Source organism: Yersinia aldovae ATCC 35236, assembly GCF_000173735.1.
Lineage (GTDB): Bacteria > Pseudomonadota > Gammaproteobacteria > Enterobacterales > Enterobacteriaceae > Yersinia > Yersinia aldovae.
Window position 1 is genome coordinate 41,381 of record NZ_ACCB01000025.1, and the last position, 22,941, is coordinate 64,321.

A 22,941-nucleotide genomic window follows, 5' to 3' on the forward strand; every position below is an offset into this window, starting at 1 on the left:
GCGCATTCTATTAAGTACCACTTATTTTTTCTCTTTGGTTCGCGCTCGTAGTGGCTGACGTGGGTTGCCGGCATCAATATCATGCAGTTGCATCGCCGTGTTATTACCAAAACTGCTGGGCGGCTATTTTGATACCGATCAGCGTGCGGCGGGGTTGAGCTTTACCTATAACGTGGGGAATTGGCACCGATTTTAGGGGTATCCATTGCGCAACATCTTAGCCTTCACCGCGCTGGGTTCGCCATCGGGTCGATGCCATCGACTGCAAGCCATTCTTGGTGCTATCGGCCCGGTGCCTGCCAGCGTTGTTATACAGAAATAATATTTTTAGCTAAAAACGCTTTTTATTGCCCGGTGCTGTTTAGCCGGGCTTTTAAATGTTTAAATTGGCAAACAGCTTATGAAGTCTATTTTGATAAGGTGTTGCACTTGGTTTGACAATTCACCGGGTAAAAAAGAGTGGCTGGCGACCAGCGTTGTTGCTGGCTTAGAGCATTTGATACTTGAACATCACTAAACGGTATATAAAAGCGTTATAGGTATGCACCTAGTTATAAATACACTGAAGATATTAAAGGCACAGCATTTTGAATGAATGTGAACGCGGTGACTCAGTGAATAAGGTGCAGAATGAAACAGATTTTCACACAGAAAAATAGAAGGCCCGTTGTTGCCTTATTTAGTGCGTTAATTTTTGGCAGCGCAACGGCGGCTGCCACTGAGTTGCTCAACAGCTCTTATGATGTTTCGCGCGAGTTATTCACCGCGCTCAACCCCGGCTTCCAGCAGCAGTGGGAACAACAGAATCCCGGCGACAAACTGACTATCAAACAATCTCATGCCGGTTCTTCCAAACAGGCATTGGCCATTTTGCAAGGGCTGAAAGCGGATGTGGTGACCTATAACCAGGTCACCGATGTGCAAATCTTGCATGACCGCGGCAATCTTATTCCGGCTGATTGGCAGGCGCGTTTACCCAACAACAGCTCGCCGTTCTACTCCACGATGGCGTTTCTGGTACGTAAGGGCAACCCCAAGAATATCCACAACTGGAATGATTTGGTGCGTGAAGACGTCAAACTGGTATTCCCGAATCCAAAAACCTCTGGTAATGGCCGTTATACCTATCTGGCCGCTTGGGGAGCCACCGAGCAAGCTAATGGCAAAGACGAGGCCAAAACCCGTGATTGGATGAAGCGCTTCCTGAAAAACGTGGTGGTTTTTGACACCGGCGGGCGTGGTGCTACCACCACTTTTGTTGAGCGTGGCTTGGGTGATGTGCTGATCAGTTTTGAATCTGAAGTCAACAATATCCGCAAAGAGTATGGCAGCGACAAGTATGAAGTCATTGTCCCGCCAGTGGATATTCTGGCGGAGTTCCCCGTGGCCTGGGTGGATAAAAACGTCGAGAAGAATGGCAGTGAAAAAGTCGCCAAAGCTTATCTCACTTATCTCTACAGCCCACCGGCACAGCAGGTCATTACCCGCTTCAACTACCGTGTTTACGATAAAGCAGCGATGGCAGTAGCCAAATCCCAATTCCCTGATACCAAACTGTTCCGCGTTGAAGATCAATTTGGTCGCTGGCCACAGGTGATGACTACCCACTTCACCACCGGCGGCGTGCTGGATAAATTGTTAGCGCAAGGGCATCAGTAATGTTGTCGGCATCCAGTAAACGGGTTCTGCCCGGATTTACCCTCAGCCTGGGGAGCAGCCTGCTTTACACCTGCCTGATCTTGTTATTGCCGCTCAGCGCGTTAGTGATGCAAGTGGCCCAGATGAGCTGGGCACAGTACTGGGAGGTAATCACTAACCCTCAGGTGGTTGCCGCTTATAAAGTCACTTTACTGGCCGCGGGTGTAGCGAGTGTCTTCAATGCGGTATTTGGCATGTTGATGGCGTGGATTTTGACGCGCTATCAGTTCCCCGGGCGCAGTTTGCTGGATGGTTTGATGGATTTACCGTTCGCCTTGCCCACTGCGGTAGCGGGCCTGACGCTCGCCACTCTGTTCTCGACCACTGGCTGGTACGGTGCCTGGTTAAACGAGTGGTTCGGCATCAAAGTCTCCTTTACCTGGTTAGGTATTGCGGTGGCGATGGCCTTCACCAGTTTGCCGTTTGTGGTGCGCACCGTACAACCGGTATTGGAAGAGTTAGGGCCGGAATATGAAGAAGCGGCGGAAACTCTGGGTGCCAGCCGCTGGCAGAGCTTCCGATTAGTGGTGTTGCCAGAACTGGCACCGGCCTTGTTAGCTGGCACGGCATTATCCTTTACCCGCAGCTTGGGTGAGTTCGGCGCGGTTATCTTTATCGCCGGTAACCTCGCCTGGAAGACGGAAGTCACCTCGCTGATGATTTTCATCCGCTTACAAGAATTTGATTACCCGGCAGCCAGCGCCATCGCCTCGGTTATTTTGGCGGTTTCATTGTTGCTGTTGTTCAGTATTAATACCTTGCAAAGCCGCTTCGGTCGGCGGATAGGTGGGCACTGATGGCGGATATCACAGAATTTAACGGTGTGGCTCGCCCGCCTGTCAATTGGGGTAAATGGACGCTGATTGCTATCGGCGCGGTGTTCTCGGTGCTATTGCTGGTGATCCCGATGGTGTGGATCTTTATCACTGCTTTTTCCAAAGGGATGGTGGTGGTTGGGCAAAATTTATTAGACCCGGACATGTTGCACGCCATTTGGCTCACCGTGTTGGTGGCGCTGATTACCGTGCCGGTCAATTTGGTCTTTGGTGTGGTATTGGCCTGGCTGGTGACGCGCTTTGTCTTCCCCGGTCGCCAGCTATTGATGACGTTAATTGATATTCCGTTTGCCGTTTCACCGGTGGTTGCCGGCCTGATGTATCTGCTATTTTATGGCTCGAATGGTGTGGCAGGTAGCTGGTTGGATTCTCACGATATTCAACTGATGTTCTCCTGGCCCGGTATGGTGCTGGTGACCATCTTTGTCACCTGCCCATTTGTGGTACGTGAACTGGTGCCGGTGATGATGAGTCAGGGCAGTCAGGAAGACGAAGCCGCAGTATTGCTGGGCGCATCTGGCTGGCAGATGTTTCGCCGCGTCACACTGCCCAATATTCGCTGGGCATTGCTGTATGGCGTGGTGTTGACCAACGCCCGCGCTATTGGTGAGTTCGGCGCAGTCTCAGTGGTATCTGGTTCTATTCGTGGCGAGACTTACACCTTGCCGCTGCAAGTTGAGTTGTTGCATCAGGATTACAACACCGCCGGGGCATTTACCGCCGCCGCGCTGTTGACCTTGATGGCAATCGTGACCCTTTTTCTGAAAAGCGGCCTGCAATGGCGTCTTGCGCGTCAGGTTGTACGTCTCGAACAGGAGCAAAAGCATGAGCATTGAGATTGATAATATCAGCAAGTATTTTGGTCGCACCAAAGTACTGAACAACATCTCGCTTGATATTCCGTCTGGTCAGATGGTGGCACTGCTTGGCCCTTCTGGTTCAGGAAAACCACCTTATTGCGCATTATTGCCGGGCTGGAAAACCAGAACGCCGGGCGTTTAAGTTTCCACGGAACTGATGTCAGCCGCCTCCATGCCCGCGATCGACGTGTCGGGTTTGTGTTCCAGCATTACGCCTTGTTCCGCCATATGACGGTGTTCGATAATATCGCGTTTGGCCTGACAGTATTGCCGCGCCGTGAGCGGCCAAATGCGGCGACGATTAAGCAGAAAGTGGCGCAGTTGCTAGAGATGGTGCAATTAGGCCATCTGGCTAACCGCTATCCATCACAGCTTTCTGGCGGGCAGAAGCAGCGTGTTGCGCTGGCGCGTGCGCTGGCCGTTGAACCACAAATTCTGTTATTGGATGAACCCTTTGGTGCATTGGATGCGCAAGTGCGTAAAGAGTTGCGCCGTTGGTTGCGTCAGTTACATGAAGAGTTGAAATTCACCAGCGTATTTGTCACCCACGATCAGGAAGAAGCGATGGAAGTGGCTGATCGCGTGGTGGTGATGAGTCAGGGCAATATCGAACAAGTTGGCACGCCAGATGAAGTGTGGCGCGACCCGGCGACCCGTTTCGTACTGGAGTTCCTCGGTGAAGTTAACCGTTTGAGTGGTGAAATTCGCGGTTCACAGTTATTTATCGGCGCGCACCATTGGCCGCTGGATTTAGCGCCGATGCACCAGGGCTGCGTTGATCTCTTCCTGCGACCGTGGGAGATGGAAGTCAATACTCAATCCAGCTCGCGCTGCCCGCTGCCGGTTCAGGTGCTTGAAGTCAGCCCGCGTGGTCATTTCTGGCAATTGACGGTGCAACCTATTGGTTGGCATCAGGATCCTATTAGTGTGGTGTTGCCGGAAGGTAACATTGACACTCCGGTACGCGGCACTCGTTATTATGTTGGTGGATTAAATGCTCGCTTATATTCTGGCGATCAATTACTGCAACCCATTGCTTTAGCCCAAAGCGCCTGATAAGTTTTTCTGTATATGGCGAACAAAGGTGGCGCAATAACCACCTTTTGATTCATGACAAAGCTGCTGATAACACAGTGAGTAAAGGGTTTACCGCACCTAGGGGCACTCCGACGGCTCACGCCGTTACGACCCCAACGGCACGATTCCCCTTCATTTGACTTTTTCAGCAGTCTGAAAGGTGGCCTGATAGCCACCTTTTTCTTATTAGTAAATAAAGGTATTTACAGTGACAACCCTCGAACACTGCATAGGCAACACCCCGCTGGTAAAACTGCAACGCATGAGCCAAGGGCTGAATGCTGAGATTTGGGTCAAATTGGAAGGCAATAATCCTGCTGGTTCGGTGAAAGACCGTGCCGCACTAGCGATGATCCAACAGGCAGAATTGCGTGGCGAAATAGCTCCGGGTGATGTGTTGATCGAGGCAACCAGCGGTAATACTGGCATTGCGCTGGCGATGATTGCCGCCATGAAGGGGTATCAACTGAAATTACTGATGCCGGAAAACATGAGCCAGGAACGTCAGGCCGCTATGCGCGCCTATGGGGCCGAGCTGATTTTGGTTAGCCGCGAGCAGGGCATGGAAGGTGCGCGCGATAGGGCATTGCTGATGCAGGCTGAAGGGCTAGGTAAGGTGTTAGATCAGTTTAATAATACTGATAACCCTTATGCGCATTTCACCGGCACTGGGCCGGAAATCTGGCAACAAACTGTCGGTAAAGTGAGCCATTTTGTTTCCAGTATGGGCACCACCGGCACCATTACCGGGGTAAGCCAGTATCTGAAAAGCCAGAATCCGCATATTGCGGTTATCGGCCTGCAACCGGCCGAGGGCAGCAGTATTCCGGGGATTCGCCGTTGGTCACCGGAGTATATGCCGGGAATTTTCCGCCCTGAGTTGGTGGATCTAGTGTTGGATATCTCGCAGATTTCGGCAGAGCAGACCATGCGCCGGCTGGCAACAGAAGAGGGGATCTTCTGTGGTGTTAGCTCTGGTGGCGCGGTAGCTGGTGCCTTGCGCGTCGCTGCCGAAAATCCAGGCGCGTTGATAGTAGCGATTATCTGCGATCGTGGGGACCGATATTTATCGACCGGTGTTTTTGAAAGGGAGTGCCCCAATACACCCCCCGATCAATTGCGCAAAATATAACTCCTACTCTTGCTATATAAACCCTACTCTCGTTCCAATGCTCTGATAGGGTCCATTTGTGCTGCCCGTTTAGCGGGGAAGAAACCAAAAACCACGCCAATCAAACTGGAGCAGATAAATGCGGTGATAATGGATGTCACAGAGTAAACCATTGAAAAACTGCTGCTAAATTGACTGAACAACAGACCAATCCCCAGTGATAACACCACGCCGAGGCAGCCACCCAGTAGGCATACCAGTACCGCTTCAATCAAAAATTGCTGCATAATATCGCTGGCTCGTGCGCCAACAGCCATTCTCACCCCTATCTCTTTGGTGCGCTCGGTAACTGATACCAGCATGATATTCATCACTCCAATACCCCCGACCACCAATGAGATAACCGCTATCATCGATACCAGTAATGTCATGGTTGAGGTGGTTTTCTCAATGGTTTGGCGGATGCTGTCGGTATTCATAACGAAAAAATCCTGCGTACCGTGCCGTTGGGTGAGTAGCTTGGTTACACCTTGTTCAGCATTCGCCAGATCAATATCATCATTCACTCGCACCGTGATGCTTTTCAAATAGGATTGTCCCAACATACGTTTCATCGCGGTAGTGTAAGGAATCCATACGTTAAGATTCTCGTCACTGCCAAAACCACTTTGCTTTTTGGCCGCCACACCAATTACCCGACAGGGTAGGGAGCCGAGCAAGATAACTTTGCCGATCGGTGTTTCACCCTGAGGAAGCAGCTTGTCACGGGTATTTTCGTCAATCACCGCTTCTTGCATCAGACCATCGACGCTGGTACGGGTAAACGCCATACCCTGCTTGAGGGTGTAACCGCGTACCAGAAAATACTGTTCACCGACACCATTGACGGAGCCACTGACTGACTTATTGCCATAGCGCAGCGTAGTACTGGTAGAAATCGCGGGTGTTACGCTGTGAATATAACCTTGCTGCGCCAGTGCATCGGCATCGGTAGAGCGTAGCGTATGAATGGTGGCAGAACGCATATCGCCGAAATCCTTGCCGGGGAAGATTTCCAACGTGCTGGTTCCCATCGCGTTGATATTAGCCAGCACCTGTTGTTGCGAACCTTTTCCCAGCGCCACGACCGATACCACCGAGGCAATACCAATAATAATTCCCAGCATGGTCAGTACGGTGCGTAAACGCTGTGAACCCATTGCCAGTATTGCCATTTTGAACGCCTCACGCAGGCGGTCACGCTGTGCTTTCCATGATGTTAGCGGTGGTTTATGGGCAATGTCAGGCGTTAGTATCGTGCTTATTTTCGCGGGTAACTCTGGTTGATGCATTGGTCTGTCTGCAATCACCTCGCCATCCTTGAGTTCGATAATCCGCTGAGCATGTTGTGCAATCGACATATCGTGAGTGACTATTACCACGGTATGGCCTTGCTGATGTAAGCCCTTTAGAATACTCAAGACTTCTGTGCCGCTGTGCGTATCCAGTGCGCCAGTAGGCTCGTCGGCCAGAATCACTTCTCCGCCATTCATCAATGCCCTCGCGATACTGACCCGTTGTTGTTGTCCACCGGAAAGCTGGCTTGGGCGATAATCCAATCGGTCAACTAACCCCAGGCGCGAGAGCAAGTTGGCAGCACGTTGGCGGCGTTCTTCACGATTAATTCCGGCATAAATAGCTGGGATTTCGACATTTTCTTGCGCACTTAAATCATTCAGTAAATGATAGCGCTGAAAAATAAAGCCAAAATGTTTACGGCGTAATTCAGCTAATTCATTGCTATCCAAATGCTGAGGGATGCGTCCTGCCACCAGATACTCGCCTGAACTGGGCTTATCCAGACAGCCGAGGATATTCATTAACGTCGATTTACCGGAACCGGATGCCCCGACAATCGCCACCATCTCACCGCTATAAATGGTCAAATTGATATCTTTCAGCACATGAACTGTCTGTTCTCCATTAACAAACTCGCGGCTAACATTATCAAGCTGAAGTAGAATTTTACCTTGTTTGAGGTTTGTCATCAGTTACATCCCCATCGGTGGCCCCATACGTTGGGCCTTGTTGTTGGTGGCGCTGCTGCTGCCCTGGCTGACGATCACCCGTTCTCCGGTTTGCAAACCGGAGAGAATTTGCGCATCGATATTGTTATTTAGCCCGACAGTCACTGCGCGCAAGCTGATTTCTCCGCTATCACTCACCACCTGAACGCCGTCTTTCCCTTGGTTGCGCTCCAACGCCGTGGCGGGGATAACCACCGCGTTCTCGACGTTGTTCAGCACGATATAGACCTGCGCGGTCATTGAAATACGTAAAACGCCGTTCGGGTTAGCCACATCAAACAAGCCGTTATAATAAATGGCGGTGGTGGTGGAGGCGCTGCTGGTGGAACTGGATGATGAGGTTGTGGTGGTTTCATCGTTGATCGAATCAGGCGCGGGTTCGATTGCCCGTAATGTGGCGCTGAAACGCTCTGCTGGGTAGCCCAAAATAGTGAAGTAGACCGGCATCCCTGTTTTGACTTTCACTACGTCAGCTTCAGAGATTTGTGCTTCGATGGTCATGGTGTCGAGCCGAGCCACCTTGATAATGGTGGGCGCACTTTGTACGGCATTGACGGTTTGCCCCTCTTCAACCGGGATTGCGACCACGGTTCCGGCAATGGGCGAACTGATCTTTGTATAACCAAGATTGAGTTTAGCTGTGCTGACAGCAATTTCTGCCTGTGCAATCTGTGCATCCAGCGCATTGATTTCTGCCTGAGTGCTTTCTAACGTCGCTCTGGCGCTGTCAAAATCGGCCCGTACACCAAGCCCTTTGGCGAGGATTTGTTGCTGGCGTTGGTAGGTTAACTGGTTATTTTTCTGGGTTGCCTCTTTAGCCGCGCGCTGGGCTAACACATTTTTCAGTGCCTCCTGTGCATCTTTCAGGGCATTTTGCTGGGTAAGATCATCAATCTCAGCCACCAACTGATCTTTTGCAACCGGCTGCCCCAAGGTGACATGCAGGGCTTTGATTTGCCCTGAAACCTGAGCACCGACAGTCACCTGTTTTTGTGCCTTGATAGTGCCATCCGCCAGGACGGTCTGTTCCAGTGTGCGAGTTTCCGCTGTTGCGGTGATATAACCGGGTCTTTCTGTGGGCGAAATGAGTCGAAATAACAGGATGCCACCGGCGATGAACAGCAAGATGGTCAACCCGATAAGGCGTCGTTTCGAGCCTGTAATCTGTTGCATAATCAATCAAAAATCCTTGAAACATCTGAGTGAAAGGGGGAATAAAAGCGCTGGGGGTAATTTACCGTCTGAATCCGTGGGTGTGAGTTAAGTGAGATTCAGGAATATGTAAGGATTGAGTAAAACTGGCTGCACGCGGTATGAATAGGCATGAAAATAGCGAAAATCAGGCAGGAGAGTTAAAAATGAAAATTTTGTTAGTCGATGATGATATTGAGCTGGGCACGATGTTGCGGGAATACCTGAGCGGTGAGGGTTTTAATGCCGAATTGGTATTAACCGGCAAAGCGGGTATTACCGCAGCCTTGTCCGGTAACTATTCTGCGCTGATTCTCGACATTATGTTGCCTGATATGAGTGGCATTGAGGTATTGCAGCAGGTACGCAAAAAGAGCCGTTTACCGATCATTATGCTGACGGCCAAAGGCGATAATATTGACCGGGTTATTGGTCTGGAAATGGGGGCTGACGATTATATGCCGAAACCCTGTTATCCGCGTGAGTTAGTGGCACGACTGCGCGCGGTGTTGCGCCGTTTTGATGAGCATCCCGACGTAGTATTTTCTGATAAAAGTGTCATCACGCAGGGGGCGCTGATACTCAATCCATCAACTCGTAGCAGTGAATGGCGCGGTAAGTCCTTTGACCTGACAGCATCGGAATTTAACTTACTGGAATTATTATTACGTTCACCGGAGCGAGTGGTCACTAAAGATGAACTGTCCGACAAAGGGCTAGGGCGGCCACGGGAAGCCTATGACCGTAGTGTTGATGTGCATATCAGTAATATCCGCCAGAAGCTTGCCGCGTTGCCGGGTAACACGCTGAATATTGAAACGGTACGTAGCATTGGCTATCGCATCCGATGAATGCCAATAATGGAGTGATATAGCTTATGCGCGGAAGGTTGTTCTGGAAAATCCTACTGGGATTTTGGGTTACCTTTATTTTAATGACTCAGATGCTGTGGGGGGTATTTTCCTTTTACGGCAATCACCATGAACCGCCTGAGCGTGAAATGGTGCGGCAAATAGCCAAATTGCAGATAGCTTCAGCGGCCTCAGTATTATATAGCGGCGGCTTGCCTGCGTTGAATAATATGCTTTCCGGCTGGTCAGAATCTGACAAAAGTCATTTTTCTGTCTTACCTGTAGCGGCACAAACGCAGGCGGAGGCCAAAGTATCAGATGGCCGTGACGCTGAGTTTTATCGCAAGGAAATAACCACGTTGGTGAAAGGGGCTGATGGGAAAAACTACCGAATCAGCTACGATATTGATGGTCTGGGTGCGCTCAATCCACGAAACGGCCCCGATGAGAATCGCCATGAGATCCTGAATATTCCTATCCCGATGATTTGGATGGGGGTGTTAGGTGGCTTGTTCTTTAGCGCGCTTCTGGCCTGGAACCTGACGCGGCCAATGCGTCAGCTAAGTGCGGGTTTTGAGCGAGTCGCTCAAGGGGATTTGTCAGTGCGATTATTGCCAGTGATGCGCCGCCGTCACGATGAACTGACCGACGTGGCGCGGGACTTTGACTCAATGGCCGAGCGCCTTGAGGTGTTGGTTAGCGCCCGTGAACAGCTATTGCATGACGTTTCTCATGAATTACGCTCCCCATTAGCTCGCTTACAATTAGCCATCGGGCTGGCACACCAAAACCCGGTTAACGTCGAAAGTGCGTTACAGCGTATTGAGCATGAGTCGAAACGCCTGGATAAGATGATTGGCGAGCTATTGGCACTATCCCGTGCTGAGAATCACAATCTGGCAGATGATGACGAGTACTTTGATTTGCACGAGTTAGTGAAAGTGGTGGTGAATGACGCCCGTTTTGAGGCTCAGGTGCCGGGGGTAGAAATCCTTCTGCAAGTGTTACCCGCTATTGAATACACCGTTAAAGGCAATGCTGAATTGATGCGACGAGCTTTTGATAATATCGTGCGCAATGCGCTGCGTTTTTCAGCCTATGGGCAGCAAGTTAGCGTCACACTTTCTCCGCTCGATAAGTGTTATCAGATTCAGGTGGCGGATCAGGGGCCAGGGGTGGAAGAGAGCCAACTCTCCAGTATTTTCGACCCCTTTGTTCGTGTGAAGTCAGCGATGTCAGGCAAAGGCTATGGCTTGGGATTGGCGATTACCCGTAAAGTGATTCTGGCACATGGCGGGCAGGTTGAAGCAAGAAATGGCGAACAGGGAGGGTTAGTGATTACACTGCGAGTTCCACGTTGGCTAGCCACAGAATGACTAATTTTAGACAACAAAAACGGCACCCTTGAGTGCCGTTTTTCATTCGTATGAGATTACTTCTTGATACGAATAATGGGTGTCTCACCCACGGTAACACTACCAGACAGTTTGATCAGTTCTTTAATCTCGTCCATGTTAGAGATAACAACCGGCGTCAGTGTCGACTTGGCTTTCTCTTCCAGCAAGGCCAGATTGAACTCGATAACTACATCACCTTTCTTGACGCGCTGACCTTCTTCCGCGATGCGTTTGAAGCCTTCGCCTTTCAGTTCAACAGTATCAATACCGAAGTGGACGAACAGCTCAATGCCGCTGTCTGATTCGATAGAAAAAGCATGGTTGGTTTCAAAAATCTTACCGATGGTGCCATCTACAGGAGCAACCATTTTATTGCCTGAAGGCTTGATGGCAATACCATCACCAACGATTTTCTCTGCAAAAACAACATCAGGAACATCTTCAATGTTGACGATTTCACCGGACAACGGCGCTACGATTTCAATAATGCCACTGTCTTTTTTATCATCTGAAACCAATGATTTCAGTTTATCGAACAAACCCATGATCTTCTCCTAAGTATTTATACTCGTCATACTTCAAGCTGCATGTACGTTGGCTGCGTTCAATCACCCGAATCACTTACAACACAGTAAGCTCATCGGGACTCTCTCACTTGCCGCCTTCCCGCAACTCGAATTATTTAGAATTTATATTGGGCAGCGTTCCAGTATCGTGGAATTAGCAGAGTGTTTTTTCTTCGATGAACTTGTCAACCAGCGCCATCAATTCTTGCGCAGTAGGTTGAGTCAATGCTTGCTCAGCCAACGCCTTTGCATCTTGGAAATTGGTATTACGGATAATCTTCTTGATGCGTGGGATCGAAATCGCACTCATGCTGAACTCATCCAGCCCCATGCCCAATAGCAACAGTGTAGCACGTTCGTCGCCTGCAAGTTCACCGCACATACCGGTCCACTTACCTTCAGCGTGAGATGCATCAATTACCTGTTTTATCAGGCCCAATACCGATGGTGACATTGGATTATAGAGATGAGAAATCAGCTCATTGCCACGATCTACCGCCAGAGTATACTGAGTTAGATCGTTTGTCCCAATACTAAAGAAGTCAACTTCTTTAGCTAAATGATGGGCGATAACCGCCGCAGCAGGTGTTTCAACCATCACACCGACCTCGATGGTTTCATCAAAGGCCTTGTTTTCTTCGCGTAATTGGCTCTTCAGCAGTTCAAGTTCTGCTTTCAGTGCACGCACTTCTTCAACCGAAATGATCATCGGGAACATGATGCGTAATTTGCCAAACGCGGAGGCACGTAAGATGGCGCGCAATTGCGCGTGCAGAATCTCTTTGCGGTCCATAGCAATACGGATGGCACGCCAGCCCAGGAATGGGTTTTCTTCTTTTGGCAGATTCATGTACGGCAGGTCTTTGTCACCACCGATGTCCATAGTACGGACGATAACGGCCTGAGAACCCATCGCTTCTGCAACGGCTTTATAAGCCTGGAACTGCTCTTCTTCAGTGGGCAGCGAGTCGCGATCCATGAACAGGAATTCAGTTCGGTACAGACCAACACCTTCAGCGCCATTGCGCTCCGCACCGGCGATATCACGCACAGTACCAATGTTGGCAACCACTTCAACCTGATGGCCATCAAGGGTGATAGCTGGCAGGTCTTTCAATTTAGCCAGTTCGTCTCTTTCGGCAATATATTGATCCTTCACCGCTTTTAACTCACTGATCACATCGCTGGTTGGGTTAACGTAAATTTTATTGTTAACCGCATCGAGAATCAGAAAATCGCCGTTCTTCACCTGTTTGGTCACATCACTGGTGCCGACAATTGCAGGTAATTCCAGAGAGCGAGCCATAATCGAGGTGTGAGACGTGCGGCCGCCCAAATCGGTGATGAACCCCAATACTTTGTTCAGATTAATCTGCGCGGTTTCTGACGGCGTTAAGTCGGTTGCCAGCAGAATGACTTCATCATGAATTGCACTTAGATCGACAATCGGCATATTAAGAATGTTCATCAACAGGCGCTTGCCGATGTCACGCATGTCAGCTGCGCGTTCTTTCAGATATTCGTCATCCAGCTCTTCCAGGGCTTTGGCTTGCCCTTCGACGACTGAATAAGCGGCTGCTTCAGCAGTCATTTTATCATCTTTGATGAGGGCTATGATTTCCTGCTCAAGCTCTTCGTCTTCCAACAGCATAATATGCCCTTCGAAGATGGCCTCTTTATCTTCACCGAATGTTTCGCCAGCTTGGATCTTGATCGTTTCTAATTGGCTAGACGCTTTGGCGCGGCCAGATTTGAAACGTTCGACTTCCTGCTCCACTTTCTCAGGAGTGATTTTTTTCCGGTCGATGACAATCTCATCTTCTTTCAGCAAAAGTGCTTTACCAAAAGCGATACCCGGTGATACTGCAATGCCTGAAATCATAACCCTACCTTACTCTTGACTGGTGTTAACTAAAAAAGCGTGCGTGATTACTCAAGCTCTGCCATCAGTTTTACCAGATGCTCAACCGCTTTCTGCTCATCTTCACCTTCAGCCGAGATCACAACAACAGTACCTTGGGTCAGGCCCAGAGTTTGCAGTTTGAACAGGCTTTTAGCGCTAGCACTTTTACCGTTAGAGGTCACGGTAATTTCAGACGCGAAGCCTTTTGCTTCTTTAACGAACTGGGCAGCAGGGCGGGTATGCAGACCGTTTGGTGCAGTAATGGTAACTTCTTGCTGGAACATGAGTATTTCCCCAACTTATTTTGGATTTATGTTGTGGAGCTAAAGTTTAGTGTAAATGCCAGACTTTAGCCTGTATTGGTGCGCGCATGACGACATTTTATATGTATGCGCATGACTATGCCTCAACCACTGGCAAGTCACAAAGACAGTTTCCGATGAAACCTGAAATTAGGTCAAAAATCGTTACTATCACAACTAAGAATAATGCTCTCTTTGCATTATGTCTTCAATCAGCGTTCGAGTGATGACATTTTTTGTTGTTTTGCATAATGGTTAAATCGATTCAGCTTAGGTGTAGACCACTGTACGATTAATTTCGCGTATCAAAATAATTAACCGGTTAAATACTAAACCCAGAGGGTAAAATCAATCTTTATGTAGTAAAAAATTTGATGTGGGCCACAAAAAAAGCACCCCTAGGGGTGCTTTTTTAGCATTTAGTGCGCAGCATGATTACTGTTGCAGTTCTTGTTCAGTGAACAAATCTGCAAACAATGCTGTGCTTAAGTAACGCTCACCCGAGGAGGGAAGAATAACCACAATTGTTTTGTTAGTAAACTCTGGTTCTTGCAAAAGCTTGACCGCTGCCGCAACCGCTGCACCAGAGGAAATACCGGCCAGAATACCTTCTTCGTCCATCAGACGGCGAGCCATTGAAATTGCTTCATCGTTGGTGACTAACGCAACGCGGTCAATCAGGTCTAAATCGAGATTACCGGGAATAAAACCAGCGCCGATACCCTGGATTTTATGCGGGCCGGGTTTAATTTCCTGCCCAGCCAACGCTTGCGTAATAACCGGAGAGTCGGTTGGTTCGACCGCAACGGTGGTAATGGCTTTACCTTTGGTATTCTTAATGTAGCGGCTAACCCCGGTCAGAGTGCCACCAGTACCGACACCGGCAATAAACACATCTACTTCACCATCGGTATCTTCCCAGATTTCCGGGCCGGTCGTTTTTTCATGAATCTCTGGGTTCGCAGGGTTACTGAATTGCTGCAAAATCAGATAGCGATCAGGATCGGTTGCCTGAATCTCTTCCGCTTTGGCAATCGCCCCTTTCATTCCTTTAGCGCCTTCAGTCAGTACCAGATTGGCCCCCAACGCTTTTAGCAGCTTGCGGCGCTCAATGCTCATGGTTTCCGGCATCGTCAGGGTCAATTTATAGCCGCGCGCTGCGGCAACAAAGGCCAATGCGACACCGGTATTACCGCTGGTAGGCTCAACCAGTTCTTTATCTGCGGTGAGAATGCCGCGTTTTTCAGCATCCCAAATCATATTGGCACCGATGCGGCATTTAACGCTGAAACTTGGATTACGCGACTCAACTTTCGCCAAAATGCGCCCGTTACCGATACGGTTCAGACGAACCAGCGGCGTATGGCCGATTGTTAAAGAGTTGTCTTCATATATCTTGCTCATAGCCCGTCCTTTAACTCTATGAAAATGTAGGAAACGTTCAAAGCATACGCTAACAATGTGGCTATGGAAGTAAGTAATTGGTATATCGATATGTTATTAGGAAATAAGTTTTAATCCCAATAACTTTTGATCTTGACCATAGGGCGTGACCAGCACGCCCGGATAATATTATCGCGTTGGTTGAATAAATTGGTCGCGATAGCGATCGACCCACATTGCGGTGGCACCGCAGACTGCAACCGGCAGGATAACCAGATTGAGGAAGGGAATCATAGTGAATAAACTCACCAGTGCCCCAAACTGTAAATTATCGACCTTATCCTGACGTAGCGCACTGCGCATATGCTGAAAACTGACTTTGTGGTTATCAAAAGGATAGTCGCAATATTGAATCGACAGCATCCAGGCACTGAACAGGAACCACAATACCGGTGCAACCGTCTGACCGATACCCGGAATAAAGTACAGCACCAGCAACCCCAATGCGCGTGGCAGGTAGTAAGCCAGTTTTTGCCACTCACGGGCCATAATGCGGGGCAAATCTTTTACTATTCCCCAAATGCCAGTGTCTGGCAGCGGTTTACCGGTTAGGCTCGCTTCCAGTTGTTCTGCCAGCAAACCGCTAAAGGGGGCGGCGATGATGTTGGCGAGGGTGCTAAACAGGTAACTGAATACCAATAGCACTGATATAACCATCACCGGCCACAATAGATAACTAAGCCATTGTAATCCGTCGGGAACATGACTCATCAGTTGTGGAACCCAGTCACCTATCCGGTTGAATAGCCACCAGAAAGCGCCCCCCATCAGCAGAATATTCACCAGCAGAGGCAAAGCGACGAATCGCCGGATGCCTGGACGGGAGATTAACTGCCATCCTTGTGCAAAATAATGGATACCACTGACCTTTTTTACTGCTTTTTGCGTATACGCCATGCCATTCAGTTCTCAGTAATCATATTGACGGGGGTATCATATCGATATGATTTCCCACTGCATAGTCGCATATTGTGCAAAAAATGAGCGAAAGACCTAGCATAATCATCTTTCTTCGAAGAAAATTGAGCACGGACTTGCACTTGTGTTCGTTGGGAAATAGAGTTAAAGGGTGAATGTTTGCCGCGGTGGCAATGTATTGGAACAACAGAGATAGTAATGATGCAGGATTTGCGTCTGATATTAATCGTTGTTGGCGCGATCGCCATAATAGCGTTGTTATTGCATGGTTTGTGGACCAGCCGTAAAGAACGCTCTTCACTTTTTCGCGATCGCCCAGTTAAACGTGCGAAACAAGAACGTGTTGAAACCCCGATCGAGAGTCTCGATGAAGGGGTGGGAGAAGTGCGTGTCCGCACTGCTCATCCACAAGATAAACCTTCGTTTAGTCACATTGACGACGACGATGACATGCCTGTCATTAAGCATACTGAAACCAAGCCGGTTCAGGTTAAGGCGGAATCTCGCCAAACACCTTTTGCTTCAGTGCAAACAGGCTCGGTGCAAATAGAAAACGACGACCCTCTATTGGGTGGGCTATCGGCTGAACAACCACCGCATGAATCACAGCGTGAACCTTTGCTGGGAGCGGTTGGTGAATCCTATTCGCAACCGCGCCACGCAGAGCCTTTGCATGTGGAACCGCAGTCAGAACCTGTTGCTCCGCCAGCAGAAGTGAAACCACAGAAACTGAAAGAAGCTGTTTTGGTGCTGCATGTGGCTGCGCATCATGGGGGTGCTCTTGGCGGCGAAGTGCTGTTGCAGAGTGTGCTTCAGTCTGGTTTCCAGTTCGGCGAGATGGGTATTTTCCATCGTCATCTCAGCCCAGCAGGCAGCGGCCCGGTGTTATTCAGTCTGGCGAATATGGTGAAACCAGGTTCGTTTGACCCTGACACCATGTCTGATTTCTCAACGCCGGGTGTCTCAATGTTTATGATGGTGCCGTCTTATGGCGATGCGAATCAGAACTTTAAGTTAATGCTGCAATCAGCCCAACGTATTGCCGATGATGTCGGTGGTGTGGTGTTGGATGATGAACGTCGCATGATGACCCCGCAAAAACTGGAAACGTACAAGGCCCGCATTCGCGAAGTGTTGGATGCAAACGCCAGCGCCTGATAACGTTGCCTCGCAATGAATCGAATTAACCCGAACCCCCGCATGCCGGGGGTTTTTTATCTTTGATGGTGAGCTATGGAATCAATAATTCAGCAAATTAATCAACTAAGAACCTCATTGCGCCATCACGAACATCTCTACCATGTGTTGGATGCACCAGAGATCCCTGATGCTGAATATGACCGCCTGATGCAGCAATTGCGTGAGCTGGAAGCACAACATCCTGAATTAGTTACCAATGACTCACCGACGCAGCGTGTGGGGGCCGCCCCCCTTGATGCTTTCGAGCAGGTTAAACACGAAGTGCCGATGCTCTCGCTGGATAACGTCTTCGATGAAGAGAGTTATCTGGCTTTTGACAAGCGGGTGCATGATCGGCTGAAAAGCGTTGAACCGCTGACCTTTTGCTGCGAGCTAAAGCTGGATGGCCTGGCGGTCAGCCTGTTATATGAAGAGGGTGAGTTAGTTCGAGCCGCAACCCGTGGTGATGGAACAACCGGTGAAAATATTACCGCCAATGTGCGCACTATCCGCGCCATTCCTCTGCGCCTGCATGGGGATAATATCCCGCGGCGGGTGGAAGTCCGTGGTGAAGTGTTTATGCCGTTGGCCGGTTTTGAGCAACTTAATGATGAAGCACGTCGCAAAGGCGGCAAAGTGTTTGCCAACCCACGTAATGCCGCCGCCGGTTCATTACGTCAACTTGATCCGCGCATTACAGCCAAACGGCCTTTAACCTTCTTCTGCTATGGCGTCGGTTTATTGGAGGGCGGTGAACTGCCTCGCAGCCATATTGCGCGATTGATGCAATTTAAGGCCTGGGGATTGCCGGTCAGTGATCGGGTTAAATTATGCACTGGCAGCGAGCAAGTGATCGCTTTCTATCGTCAAGTCGAACAAGACCGTGCCGGTTTAGGTTTTGATATTGACGGTGTGGTCATCAAAGTAGATGACCTCGATTTGCAAGAGCAGCTTGGTTTCGTAGCACGCGCACCCCGTTGGGCAACCGCATTTAAATTCCCGGCGCAGGAACAGATAACCCAAGTCCGTGAAGTCGAGTTTCAGGTCGGGCGTACTGGTGCCATTACGCCGGTAGCGCGCCTGGAACCGGTGCAGGTGGCCGGTGTGATTGTCAGCAATGCCACATTACACAATGCCGATGAGATTGAGCGACTTGGTTTGCGCATTGGCGATACGGTGATTGTTCGCCGTGCTGGTGATGTGATCCCGCAAGTGGTTGGCGTGGTGATGGAGCAACGCCCTCAGGATACCCAAGAGATAGTTTTCCCCGAGCACTGCCCGGTATGTGGTTCGGATATCGAACGCATTGAGGGGGAAGCGGTTGCCCGCTGTACCGGCGGCCTGTTCTGTGCTGCGCAGCGAAAAGAGGCACTGAAGCATTTTGTCTCTCGCCGGGCACTGGATGTCGATGGTATGGGTGACAAAATTATCGAACAACTGGTTGAGAAACAGTATGTTGAGAATCCGGCCGATCTGTTCACGTTAACTGCCGGCAAACTGACCGGTTTGGACCGAATGGGGCCAAAGTCGGCGCAAAACCTGATTGTGGCGTTGGAAAAAGCGAAACAAACCACCTTTGCGCGCTTCCTCTATGCGTTGGGTATCCGTGAAGTGGGTGAGGCAACTGCGGCTAATTTGGCGGCTCACTTTCGTAATCTGGCCAATTTGCGTGCAGCTGACATTGATGCCTTAAAGAGCGTGCAGGATGTCGGCGAGGTGGTGGCAAAACATGTGATGAACTTCCTCAATGAGGAACATAATCAGAAGGTTATCGAAGCGCTGGAGCAAGTGATCAGTTGGCCAGAGCCGCAGCAGATTGTGGTAGAAGAGATAGATAGCCCATTTGCCGGTAAAACAGTGGTACTGACCGGCTCACTGACAATGCTTTCGCGCGATGAAGCCAAAGACCGCCTGACTGCGCTAGGGGCAAAAGTCAGTGGCAGTGTTTCCAAGAAAACTGATCTGGTGATTGCCGGTGAAGCTGCGGGTTCGAAGCTGGTCAAGGCGCAGGAACTTGGTATTACGGTCATCGATGAAGCTGAGATGATCCGCTTGCTGGGTGCATAATCGGAGAGGGTGACGTGGAAAAAGAGAATCTGGTGGAGATAGCCAATACCCGAATGCCCTTTGGCAAATACCAAGGGCGAGTCTTGATCGACCTGCCAGAGGAGTACCTCCTTTGGTTCGCCCGCAAAGGTGAGTTTCCGCAAGGCAAGCTGGGTATGCTGATGGAGATGACGCTGGCGATTAAAATTGAAGGATTAGACAGTTTGGTAAAACCACTCAAACGTGGTTAATCAAACGCCTGAAATAGGGCGATGGTCGCTCTCCTGCCATTGCCCTAACTTTGTTTTAATCTATTAAATATAAACGTTTATCAGGTTCTGGTCCGTTGGGTGATTGACTCCATCAGCGGCAGGTGTGCTTACGTTATTATTATCTTCTTTAGCCTTATCGGCCTCTTTCGCCTGAATACGCGTAATTTCAGCGCGCAGTGCTGCAATTTGACTCTGAATTTGTTGTTGCTGTTTTTGCAGCTCATCAGTGGTCAAACCAGAATCTTTTAACGTGCTGAGTTTGGTTGTTAATTTTTCAATCTCTTGATTAATAGATTTAATTTGTGCAGCCGCACTGCTGTTAGAGGTGCCGGAACCTCCACTCGCTGAAGCGGTTGTCGCGGAGATAGTATTCGACATAATTATTCCTTAAAAATATGACTGGAATAGTTTCTATCGGCGGGCAGATATTTACCTTTAACGTATTAAGGGCTTTTTACGTAATCTTATCGAAATCTTATCATTTGGTGGTTTTTTGAACTGTTTTGAGTGGTTAGATTATTCGGCGTAAATCAGGCCAGCGCTGTAGCCAGCCCTTGTCATTGACGCGTTGGTGGTAGGTATCAAGCTCACCATTTTTAGCATTTAACGTGATCGTTCCAGCAAACAGGGCAGCGAAACCAAAAGGGGCTATCAGCTCAATATTACCCTGAGCATCAAGGCTGGCTCCAACAGCGGTTTCTACTTCAACCCAATAGCTGATGGCATCTTCAGTGCTGGTATAGGGTTGACGGCCATTTCGCAAGTGCATTCTGGCCTGGTTTTTTACTGACCAGGGGAAGGGGGCCTTATGAGAGGCTGTTTTCTGCAATAATCGCATTTCTAACTGAGAATCGCGTTGTTCACTGGCATCTTGCTTATCAAAATAGACCAGATCAATATCGTTCAGTGGTGTCGAGGAAGGGTGACTATGCAGTTGATCCCACACCAGATTACGCACAAACCCCGCCGCCAGGCACCACTGACTTAACTTTAGCTCTCGGGCTATATGCAAAGTCTGCATACGATAAGAGTCAGCCTGTAGCCAGTGAATGATTTGTTGCTGTTGGGTCATAAGCAACTCCTCGAAAATCAACGAATAACACAAAGCAAAAGACCGGCCAGAGGCCGGTCTTCTAAAGAGTGGTGGAGCTAGACGGGATCGAACCGTCGACCTCTTGCATGCCATGCAAGCGCTCTCCCAGCTGAGCTATAGCCCCACAAATGTGGTTGTTCGTACTGATTTATCTATTATGCCACCCATTTTACTGAGTTTGAACATCTCATCAAACCAGAAAATTTGGTGGAGCTAGACGGGATCGAACCGTCGACCTCTTGCATGCCATGCAAGCGCTCTCCCAGCTGAGCTATAGCCCCAATGCGCACATAATAAATCGTGTGAACGGGGCGCATGATATGAAACCACTGAAACAGTGTCAACGGCTAATTCGATTTCTCGCGTTAAGCGCTGAAAAAGCCGCCAAATCAGTGAGCAAACCGCACAAAAAAGGCGACTTAAGCAAGCCGCCTGAGAGAGATAGAAATGATGACGCTATTGTTGTGCTTCACGTTCGCTGATAAAAGTGAGTGCTTTATCAATACGAGCCAGTGAGCGCGCCTGACCGATCGCGTGGACAGTCACATCCATTCCTGGCGATTGGCCTGCACCAGTGACCGCGACACGCAACGGCATACCGACTTTACCCATACCTACCCCTAACTCATCAGCCGTGCCCTGAATCGCGTTGTGAACGTTTTCAGTGGTCCATGCGGTAATGGCAGCCAGTTTGGCTTTGACGGCTTCCAGCGGCTGGCGAGCAACAGGACGCAAATGTTTTTTCGCCGCATCTGCGTCGAACTCATCAAACTCTTCATAGAAGTAACGGCAAGATTCAGCCATTTCTTTTAGTGTCTTACAGCGCTCACCCAACAGTTTAACGATCTCGACCAATTCAGGGCCGTTGCGGGTATCAATACCCAACTGCTCAACCTGCCATGACAGGTGAACGGCAACCTGCTCTGGTGGCAGGCTATTGATATAGTGATGGTTTAGCCATTGCAGTTTTTCAGTATTGAACGCACTGGCGGATTTACTTACCGCATCAAGGGTGAACAGCTCGGTCATCTCAGCAACAGAGAAAATCTCCTGATCACCATGCGACCAACCCAGGCGAACCAAATAGTTCAGCAGGGCTTCTGGTAGATAGCCGTCATCACGGTATTGCATGACACCAACCGCGCCGTGGCGTTTAGAGAGTTTTTTGCCATCATCACCCAGAATCATCGAAACGTGAGCATATTCAGGAACGGGCGCGCCTAAGGCTTTCAGAATGTTAATCTGGCGCGGCGTGTTGTTGATATGGTCTTCGCCACGGATAACGTGGGTGATTTCCATATCCCAGTCATCAATAACTACGCAGAAATTATAGGTGGGTGAACCATCGGTACGGCGGATAATTAAATCATCCAGCTCTTGGTTACTGAATTCGATTGGGCCACGGATTTTGTCATTGAAAATAACTGAGCCTTCCTGTGGGTTACGAAAACGCACTACCGATGGCTCATCAGCGCTATGGGTACACTGGCTATCACGGCAGCGGCCATCGTAGCGCGGCTTTTCACCGTTCGCCATTTGGGCTTCGCGTAATTCATCCAAACGCTCTTTCGAACAATAGCATCTATATGCAGTGCCATTTTCTAACATTTGGTCAATCACTGCATTGTAGCGATCGAAACGTTTGGTTTGGAAATACGGGCCTTCATCCCAATCCAGATTCAGCCAGTTCATACCGTCCATAATGGCATCGATGGCTTCCTGAGTTGAGCGCTCAAGATCGGTATCTTCGATACGCAGCACAAACTCACCGCCTAAATGACGGGTGAACAGCCAGGAGTACAGCGCGGTGCGCGCGCCACCTACGTGGAGATAGCCGGTAGGACTGGGTGCAAAGCGGGTTTTGATTTTCATTGGGATCGATGCCTTATTACGCTACGCCGACCAGCAAAAGCTGGCAGTTGCTCGAATTTCGAAAAAGTAGGCGACATTCTACCACCCTGAGACAATTCCTCAACGATGTTACCGATATGCAATTAGATCTGGCTAAACAAACTCTCAGAGCGGCGATAAATATCGCATCCTGTTTAAATTTGCGGCGAACGATTGTTTTCGTTTTAAAAACCGTTGACTCACTTCGAACTATCCCTATAATGCGACTCCAACAACACGGC

At 49.5% G+C, this 22,941-nt stretch carries 19 protein-coding genes, 2 tRNA genes and 2 pseudogenes; 11 read left to right on the plus strand and 12 right to left on the minus strand.

Going from position 1 to position 22,941, the window contains the following annotated elements; all coding sequences use genetic code 11:
• Positions 1–91: 91 nt before the first annotated feature.
• The 6 genes and pseudogenes from YALDO0001_RS21315 to cysM form a co-directional block, all read left to right on the plus strand.
• Positions 92–255, plus strand: a pseudogene (locus tag YALDO0001_RS21315) (MFS transporter); the annotation flags it as partial.
• Positions 256–630: 375 nt separating this feature from the next.
• Positions 631–1,659 (plus strand): sulfate ABC transporter substrate-binding protein, encoded by a 1,029-nt coding sequence (locus tag YALDO0001_RS12580; protein WP_004703742.1) that lies wholly within the window; start codon positions 631–633, stop codon positions 1,657–1,659.
• Complete coding sequence (cysT, locus tag YALDO0001_RS12585; protein ID WP_042839991.1) at positions 1,659–2,495, plus strand: sulfate/thiosulfate ABC transporter permease CysT; 837 nt, start codon at positions 1,659–1,661, stop codon at positions 2,493–2,495. Before YALDO0001_RS12580 ends, cysT begins: the two co-directional genes overlap by 1 nt.
• A complete protein-coding gene (cysW, locus tag YALDO0001_RS12590; RefSeq protein WP_004703745.1) occupies positions 2,495–3,370 on the plus strand; it encodes a sulfate/thiosulfate ABC transporter permease CysW in 876 nt (291 codons plus the stop codon). The genes cysT and cysW overlap by 1 nt, the downstream gene beginning before the upstream one ends.
• Positions 3,360–4,450, plus strand: a pseudogene (cysA, locus tag YALDO0001_RS12595) (sulfate/thiosulfate ABC transporter ATP-binding protein CysA). The gene cysW and the pseudogene cysA overlap by 11 nt, the downstream one beginning before the upstream one ends.
• A 229-nt stretch (positions 4,451–4,679) precedes the next feature.
• Positions 4,680–5,603, plus strand: a complete 924-nt coding sequence (cysM, locus tag YALDO0001_RS12600; protein WP_004703749.1) for a cysteine synthase CysM — start codon at positions 4,680–4,682, stop codon at positions 5,601–5,603.
• A 23-nt stretch (positions 5,604–5,626) separates the two neighbouring features.
• Here the strand turns inward: cysM and YALDO0001_RS12605 are convergent, their stop codons facing one another.
• Both YALDO0001_RS12605 and YALDO0001_RS12610 read right to left on the minus strand, forming a co-directional pair.
• A complete protein-coding gene (locus YALDO0001_RS12605; protein WP_004703750.1) occupies positions 5,627–7,609 on the minus strand; it encodes a MacB family efflux pump subunit in 1,983 nt (660 codons plus the stop codon).
• A gap of 3 nt (positions 7,610–7,612) precedes the next feature.
• Positions 7,613–8,821, minus strand: coding sequence for an efflux RND transporter periplasmic adaptor subunit (locus YALDO0001_RS12610; RefSeq protein WP_042839993.1), 1,209 nt, complete (start codon positions 8,819–8,821; stop codon positions 7,613–7,615).
• A 185-nt stretch (positions 8,822–9,006) separates the two neighbouring features.
• On the opposite strand from YALDO0001_RS12610, the gene YALDO0001_RS12615 reads away from it, so the two are divergent.
• Both YALDO0001_RS12615 and YALDO0001_RS12620 read left to right on the plus strand, forming a co-directional pair.
• Positions 9,007–9,690: a response regulator transcription factor gene (locus tag YALDO0001_RS12615; protein WP_042839994.1), complete on the plus strand. Its 684-nt coding sequence runs from the start codon at positions 9,007–9,009 to the stop codon at positions 9,688–9,690.
• A gap of 26 nt (positions 9,691–9,716) precedes the next feature.
• Entirely contained in the window at positions 9,717–11,066 is a 1,350-nt protein-coding gene (locus YALDO0001_RS12620; RefSeq protein ID WP_042839995.1) for an ATP-binding protein, read from the plus strand.
• A gap of 56 nt (positions 11,067–11,122) precedes the next feature.
• Here YALDO0001_RS12620 and crr read toward each other — a convergent pair whose 3' ends face one another.
• From crr to cysZ, 5 genes are all read right to left on the minus strand, one after another.
• The gene (gene crr, locus YALDO0001_RS12625) at positions 11,123–11,632 is read right to left on the minus strand and encodes a PTS glucose transporter subunit IIA (protein WP_004703758.1); all 510 of its coding nucleotides are present in this window, start codon (positions 11,630–11,632) and stop codon (positions 11,123–11,125) included.
• 175 nt (positions 11,633–11,807) lie between these two features.
• Positions 11,808–13,535: a phosphoenolpyruvate-protein phosphotransferase PtsI gene (gene ptsI, locus YALDO0001_RS12630; RefSeq protein ID WP_004703759.1), complete on the minus strand. Its 1,728-nt coding sequence runs from the start codon at positions 13,533–13,535 to the stop codon at positions 11,808–11,810.
• A 47-nt stretch (positions 13,536–13,582) separates the two neighbouring features.
• Positions 13,583–13,840: a phosphocarrier protein Hpr gene (gene ptsH / locus YALDO0001_RS12635; protein WP_004703762.1), complete on the minus strand. Its 258-nt coding sequence runs from the start codon at positions 13,838–13,840 to the stop codon at positions 13,583–13,585.
• 453 nt (positions 13,841–14,293) lie between these two features.
• Complete coding sequence (gene cysK, locus YALDO0001_RS12640) at positions 14,294–15,262, minus strand: cysteine synthase A (protein WP_004703763.1); 969 nt, start codon at positions 15,260–15,262, stop codon at positions 14,294–14,296.
• Positions 15,263–15,430: 168 nt separating this feature from the next.
• On the minus strand, positions 15,431–16,198 hold the full coding sequence (gene cysZ, locus YALDO0001_RS12645) for a sulfate transporter CysZ (protein WP_004703766.1): 768 nt from the start codon (positions 16,196–16,198) through the stop codon (positions 15,431–15,433).
• Positions 16,199–16,417: 219 nt separating this feature from the next.
• On the opposite strand from cysZ, the gene zipA reads away from it, so the two are divergent.
• The 3 genes from zipA (at position 16,418) to YALDO0001_RS12660 (ending at position 19,695) form a co-directional block, all read left to right on the plus strand.
• Positions 16,418–17,377, plus strand: coding sequence for a cell division protein ZipA (gene zipA / locus YALDO0001_RS12650; protein ID WP_004703767.1), 960 nt, complete (start codon positions 16,418–16,420; stop codon positions 17,375–17,377).
• Between the two features lie 75 nt (positions 17,378–17,452).
• Entirely contained in the window at positions 17,453–19,465 is a 2,013-nt protein-coding gene (ligA, locus tag YALDO0001_RS12655) for an NAD-dependent DNA ligase LigA (RefSeq protein WP_004703769.1), read from the plus strand.
• A gap of 14 nt (positions 19,466–19,479) precedes the next feature.
• Complete coding sequence (locus tag YALDO0001_RS12660; RefSeq protein WP_004703771.1) at positions 19,480–19,695, plus strand: DUF3820 family protein; 216 nt, start codon at positions 19,480–19,482, stop codon at positions 19,693–19,695.
• Between the two features lie 63 nt (positions 19,696–19,758).
• Here the strand turns inward: YALDO0001_RS12660 and YALDO0001_RS12665 are convergent, their stop codons facing one another.
• The 5 genes from YALDO0001_RS12665 to gltX form a co-directional block, all read right to left on the minus strand.
• Complete coding sequence (locus YALDO0001_RS12665) at positions 19,759–20,094, minus strand: FlxA-like family protein (RefSeq protein ID WP_004703773.1); 336 nt, start codon at positions 20,092–20,094, stop codon at positions 19,759–19,761.
• 133 nt (positions 20,095–20,227) lie between these two features.
• Complete coding sequence (locus YALDO0001_RS12670; protein ID WP_004703775.1) at positions 20,228–20,788, minus strand: nucleotidyltransferase family protein; 561 nt, start codon at positions 20,786–20,788, stop codon at positions 20,228–20,230.
• Between the two features lie 69 nt (positions 20,789–20,857).
• Positions 20,858–20,933: transfer RNA gene (locus YALDO0001_RS12675), tRNA-Ala, on the minus strand.
• Between the two features lie 81 nt (positions 20,934–21,014).
• Positions 21,015–21,090, minus strand: a tRNA-Ala gene (locus tag YALDO0001_RS12680).
• 175 nt (positions 21,091–21,265) lie between these two features.
• A complete protein-coding gene (gene gltX, locus YALDO0001_RS12685; RefSeq protein WP_004703778.1) occupies positions 21,266–22,681 on the minus strand; it encodes a glutamate--tRNA ligase in 1,416 nt (471 codons plus the stop codon).
• Between the last annotated feature and the right edge of the window lie 260 nt (positions 22,682–22,941).